Below are 6,119 nucleotides of genomic sequence, written 5' to 3' on the forward strand. Positions count from 1 at the left end.
TTACCTCCTTCTGGCGCGTCGCTGCAAGTATTCATTCAAACTCATCACAGATGATGTTGTCTGGGGCTTTGGTCGAGGCGGAGGTGGTGCTGGGGCTGCACTACGAATTTCTAACCGACCAATTGTGACTTGAATAGGAGGTGGTGCGTCATATTTTGGTGGCGATCGCTTCTGGGCTTTTTTGCTACTAGCTGCAACGACTGACAAATTTTTTACAGTGAGGTCATTGATAGGCTGAGATAGCGGTCTGAAATCAGATTCCTCTAATTGCGTAAAGTACAAAGACTTGACTTCATCTTTACCTCTATCCGCAGACATAGACAAGTTAGGGGATGTATTCTGAGGTAATATTGAATTTTCAACTGGGCTGGTGAATATACCTTCATTGGGATTAATTTTCTGGCGTTGCATATTTGCGGGATGATGGGCGTAGTTAACGTTCATTTCTCCCCCAGCTTGCCCCAATTCATCCCACTGTTCGACAACACCAATTTTCTGGATAGCAATATCTTGGCGCTTTTTGAATCTATCCGCAGACATAGATAAGTTAGGAGATGCGTTTTGGGGTAATATTAAGTTTTCAACTGGGCTGGTCAGTATACCTTGATTACGATTAATTTGCTGGCGTTGCATATTTACGGGATGATGGGCGTAATTAACGTTCATCTCTCCCCCAGCTAGTAGCCCCAATTCATCCCACTGTTCAACAACGCCAATTTTCTGGATACCAACATGTTTGCGATCGCTCTTATTATAGTTTTGTAAGCCGACTTCCTGAGCAGAAGCTTTTTCTCTACGGAAATCAGACAAGTGAGAGTCAGAAAAGTTGACCTGTGATTGTATGTCAATTCCTGGGGTTGAAGGATGTAAAGCAGGAGTTGGTATTATATCTGAATTAATAGCAGTTAGCTGAGTTATCGGTTGTGAAGCGATAGATGATGATAGATTATTTACGAATGGTGCAGTAGAACTGTTTGTCTCAAGCGAAGATAGTTTAGCAGAAGCATCTGCGACAAATGGCTGTATAGATGAAACATTTTTGTGGAGAAACCTCTGCTGATTTTCTGGCACATTAGACGTAAGTTTTTCCTGGGGTTCGGCAATTGTTTCTATAGCAATTGTAGGTGTTAAGCTCTGTTTGTGTGAATTCGCTAACGTACTATCAATAGTAGATGCGTTAGCGGAGCTTACCGTACCCCTACGGGGAAGCAAGCTAGGCGTAGCGTCTCGTTGGCGCAGCCTCTCGTAGAGAAGAGAAGGTATCGCTCCATGTTGTACTTGTGGTTGAATTACAGGACTTAAGGCGGAAATGCTAGTGTCCATAGTTGGCACAGGTGTTAAAGATAGTACCCGCTCACTTGCAGATGTGTAGGCGTTGGCGTAGCCTCTCCAAGAATTACCCGTCGTAGACATCGCCACAGGTTCTTCTAAAAACTGACTGAAATCTAGTTGTGGATTAATGAGCTTTTTTACTTGCAAAGATAAAACATTTTCATTCCCAATTATTTGCGGTAATTGCTGTTGTACTAATTCACTTGCAGACTGTTTTTGGTGTTGAATTACAGAACTGAAGCTGGGAGTGCTAGTTTCTAGCGTCAACCCAGGTGTTAATGATTTTTGATTTGTGGGCAATATTTGATTAGCAACAGGTGCATTGTCTACAGGTTTTTCTGGAATAGATGGCTGTAAACTTATCAGCTTTTGCACTTGAGTAGATGAAACATTCCCACTTCTTTGTAGCAATTGCGTTGATGACAATTCAGTTACAGCTTTTTTCTGGTGTTGAATTACAGAACTTGAGGCGGGAGTGCTAGTTTCCACTGCTAGCATAGGTGTTAAAGGCAAAACTTGAGAAATAGCAGGAGCGTAGACGTTGGTGTAGCCTTTCCAAGAGTTTTTCATCGTAGACATGGCTGTTGATTCTGATTGAAGTTGAGGAGGAAGTTCCTCAGAATTTTCGACTTGTGATAACTGAGAATGGATAAAGACTGGATTAATTTCTGTAGGTTGCTTCTGTAAGTTTTCAGTTGCAGATTTTCCCTGTTGTAGAACGCTAGGAATTGATAGAATAGTGCTGGCTTCTGCTTGTATTTGCGGGAGAGATTGCTTCAAAGACAATACCTTTGGTAAGACATTAGGAGAAACTTGTTGATTAATTTCAAGTAATTGGTTATTTAATGATTGAGTTGTAATTTCTCCTGATTCTTGCTCAAATAACTTTGAGACAGGAGTATTCTTTTCCTTTGCGATCGCAGGTTTTAAAATTATAGGGTTTAGATTTGGTAATGAATTTTTCTTATCTGGAGGAATAAATGAAGATATTATTGGCTTTGTTGGATTTTCGGTAAGATATGTTTGTAAATATGCCTTTAAAGGTGATTGCAAAGATAAACCCAAATGATTGATTGTAATTAGTTGGTGGGAGAAAGATGTAAGTGGAATCTGCCCCTGTTCAGATATGTGCTTAGAGAGAGAAGTATTTGATCCTGTGTTGTGTACAGAAACGAGATGATTCGATAGGTAAGTATTTGTTTGTGGTAAAATTATAGACTCTGTATTAGAATTAAGTGCTGCTTGATTTGCAGCCGATGAAAGTATTCCTGATTCTACAAAAGGTTTAATTATTAATCGTTCCCAATTGACTATGTTTGAAGTTTGGACAGAAGAAACAACAGGATTAATTTTAGTTAGTTGTTTCTGTGATAACTGACCAGGAACCAAATTTAGTGTGGTAGTGCTTGTTTTTTGCTCTGAGTTTGAAGGTTGGATAGAAGAATCAACAGGATTAATTTTACTTGATTCTTTCTGTGATAATTGAGCAGCAGCAAAAGTTAGTGGAGTAGTGCTTATTTTTTGCTCTGGGTTTGAAGTAAATTGCTGATTATTAGTGCTGATTTGAGTCAGAACTGAATCTAAAAAAGGCCAATTGGAGGATAATTCTAAGTCAGGCTTTTGTGTCAAATTAGGAATTGACTTTAGTATTGGTTGGGAAGATTGAACAGGTGTTGAAGTTAAATTAGTTAACAGGGGGTTAGTTATCTCTTCAGATATTTGCCCTATTGTTGCAGGCGATCGCTTCTCCAACAACTGCACAATGTCAAAATTGGGAAATTTTTCCGTTTCTGATGTTGTTTCTAACTCAGTTGATTCTGTGGTAATCGATGGCTCCCAGTCAAGGTTAGACTCTGGTAACGGTTCAAAGACTGATAAGACAAGAGGTTGAACTGTATCGATTAAGTTAAAGCTTTTAGCTACCAAATGAAAGAGATAATTGCTCATCAGTCCGTCACCATCTCTAAATACAATTTTCGCCGTCTGGGACTCATCGCCAAAATATCAGCTTCACGCCAACTGTAAGCAGCAGCTAAAGTATGTACCTCTCGCAACACTCGAAATCCCCAAGCGTTAATCTCAGCCCAGAAAAACGACACAATGTCAAATAATGATTGCCATTGGTGGTTGCAAGCAGAACAGGAAATATCAATTGGCACATTTGCTTGAGGATCTGCTTGAGCCATTTGGGTAATAATTGCATCTCTGGTATGACATGGTAATTGCTGAAACGGCAGATATTCGCCGTTACACACTGCTTGCAAAATACAGCGTTCTAATAAAATCTCTTGAGCAATCTCTGGCTGTTTGTGTTCAGCGATCGCTATCATATCTAAACTGTTTGGTAGACGAAAACTCACCTGATAATCAGCAAGCTCAAGACAATATTTCTCAACTGGTTCAAGTGACAGTGGTGCTACACGCATATCTGCAATATCAGAATTGAGTTCCAAGACTTCACCACAGCTTGGACAAGTCACTTGACTAACCAGTTGTGAACCAAATGTCCACTCCCGCAATGTCAGCAGCATAGCATCACGCTGACCGAGACTGAATTGAGTAAGCATATCTATAGAGGTTTCAGGACAAGCACTAGCTAGTAGCTTGATTGCTTTAGACCAAGATGGCTGATTAAGTCCCCACTCCCAGATATTTAACAGTTCCGAGGCTGATAGCGATCGCATATAGGAATCGTATAGTTAGTTTCCTGCTGGTTAAACAATTAAATCATGATTAACTAAGCCGAGTTAATCATGAAGCACGTTCCCAACCTTCGTTTTCTATCTTTATGTACTCGATAGCGACAGCATTAGCACTAGCATCCAAGTCTGGTAAAGCTTGATATTCCGAAACCCAGCAACCAAAAATGTTATATGAAGTCGCTTTCTGACCAGCTTCATCACGAACCTCAATAGTGATATCTTTACGGAAATCTGCCAGAGACACTTCTGGACTACCACCAAGCGCCCAGACTTTATTTGCCCATTGTTCAAAATCAGTATCTTTGCTAACACCTCGTTCTAAGGTGATGGGATCGTACTTGCTTTGTCCTGGAGACTTATAGACAGTGCTAGGGTCGCCACCTGTACGGTGTTCTATGACCTCAGTGGTTCGCTTCAGACCACTGACTTTACTTACCCCAGCCACGTCTTTACCAGCGAATTTCACAACAAACTTAAAGTTTTTGTAGAGGTCTAAACGTTTACCTGAAATAGAAGGCATATATTTCTCCTTAAACTGCTATTTGTCCGGCTATTTGCTGAATCTTGAGAATGACAAATTCAGCAGGTTTGAGAGGAGCAAAACCAACAATGATATTGACAATTCCTAAGTTAATATCATTTTGGATTGTTGTTTCTTTATCACACTTCACAAAGTAAGCATCTTCCGGCTTACGACCTTGAAAGGCTCCTTGAAGGAAGAGAGTGTGCATAAAAGCTCCAAGATTCAAGCGAATTTGCGCCCACAACGGCTCGTCATTTGGCTCAAAGACAACCCATTGCGTACCGCGATAAAGACTTTCTTCCAAGAAAAGTGCGAAACGACGAACCGGAATATACTTCCATTCATCCGTCAGACGGTCATCTCCATTCCGCGTCCGCGATCCCCAAATCACACGACCATAAGCTGGTAGAGTTCGCAAACAATTAATTCCCAAAGGATTCAATTCCCCATTGTCTGGATCTGTTAGAGGTACACTCAATTGTGGTACACCCGTCAAGGTTGCTTCTGTACCTGCTGGAGCCTTCCATACACCGCGTTGAACATCAGTACGAGCAAATACACCCGCGATCGCACCACAAGGAACAAATTCTTCTATTTGATTTTCCCGTAAAGGATTTGGCTGCTTGATTCGAGGAAAGAAAACACCAGCATAACTAGTTGGTTCACCAAGGTCGTTCTGAATACCAGCTTTGGCCTTATCCTTATCAGTCCAAGTACTGGGCGGATCGATGATAAAAAATGCTCGTCGGGTTTGGCAAAATTTTGCTGCTTGATCGACTAAAGAATCATAATTTATATTGCCATCGTTTTTATAAGGCGGAATACAAAGCATATTAAACAGGTCGGCTTTATTTAAAGCGTAAAGACCCTGTTTATTTGCTTCCTTATTTGTCCCTGTGAAGTCGTTCACATCTAGATCGTCACCATCCGCACCGCTGTTTGGTTCCGCTTTGGTATTTGTATCGTTATTATCATCCCACAATCTTTTATCAGGTGCGGGTTGAGCATGAGCACCTGGTCTGTCTGTTGGCAGAGATTCATCTCTAAATCGAACGAAATAAGATTCATTCAACAAAACTTTATCTACTCGTCTTGGATGATTTGGCAGCACCGATACGTTGCGAAATACTTCTAATTGACTTGTATTTTGATCCAGAACTGTAATGTTGAATAGTTTTTGCTCATTTGCGTCACGTCTGACATTAGTATCTACATATTCAATCCGCACTTTCAAAGCATTTCCCCAACTGCCTTCATTCGCTGCTTCTAAGTTAAGACCATTCACATTTAGTTGTGCTTTCTTAGCTGTGGGTTCAGTTTCCCCTGGAGTTTGACCTTCTGCCTGTTTCAACTTAGAGTGAGTGAGTCGGACAATAATTGCTTGGCTACCACCGTTGAGGTAAAAATCTCGTAGAGCATAGCCAAGGGTACTATTCAGCCACAATCCGCCAAAAATGCGTTCAAAGTCGCCATAACTGTTAATAGTAATCGGCTCGTCTACAGGGCCTCGTAAGGCGCGACCAATAAAGGCAGTAATAGAGGTAGATACGCCTGTAATCGTG

At 41.0% G+C, this 6,119-nt stretch carries 4 protein-coding genes; all 4 read right to left on the reverse strand.

The features are described from left to right. Complete coding sequence (locus HWQ44_RS18675) at nt 1-3,279, reverse strand: hypothetical protein (RefSeq protein ID WP_292721469.1); 3,279 nt, start codon at nt 3,277-3,279, stop codon at nt 1-3. Next, on the reverse strand, nt 3,279-4,016 hold the full coding sequence (locus tag HWQ44_RS18680) for a phage baseplate protein (RefSeq protein ID WP_292721471.1): 738 nt from the start codon (nt 4,014-4,016) through the stop codon (nt 3,279-3,281). Before HWQ44_RS18680 ends, HWQ44_RS18675 begins: the two co-directional genes overlap by 1 nt. A 67-nt stretch (nt 4,017-4,083) precedes the next feature. After that, nucleotides 4,084-4,554, reverse strand: a complete 471-nt coding sequence (locus HWQ44_RS18685; protein WP_292721474.1) for a phage tail protein — start codon at nt 4,552-4,554, stop codon at nt 4,084-4,086. Between the two features lie 10 nt (nt 4,555-4,564). After that, a partial coding sequence (locus HWQ44_RS18690; RefSeq protein ID WP_292721477.1) for a phage tail sheath subtilisin-like domain-containing protein occupies nt 4,565-6,119 on the reverse strand: 1,555 nt, incomplete at its 5' end.

The organism is Nostoc sp. JL34 (assembly GCF_017114945.1).
In the GTDB taxonomy this organism is placed as follows: domain Bacteria; phylum Cyanobacteriota; class Cyanobacteriia; order Cyanobacteriales; family Nostocaceae; genus Nostoc.

Excerpts from the sequence above, each read along its gene's own strand:
- HWQ44_RS18675 (WP_292721469.1), bottom strand. The coding sequence starts at position 3,279 with ATGAGCAATTATCTCTTTCATTTGGTAGCTAAAAGCTTTAACTTAATC.
- HWQ44_RS18680 (WP_292721471.1), bottom strand. The coding sequence starts at position 4,016 with ATGCGATCGCTATCAGCCTCGGAACTGTTAAATATCTGGGAGTGGGGA.
- HWQ44_RS18685 (WP_292721474.1), bottom strand. The coding sequence starts at position 4,554 with ATGCCTTCTATTTCAGGTAAACGTTTAGACCTCTACAAAAACTTTAAG.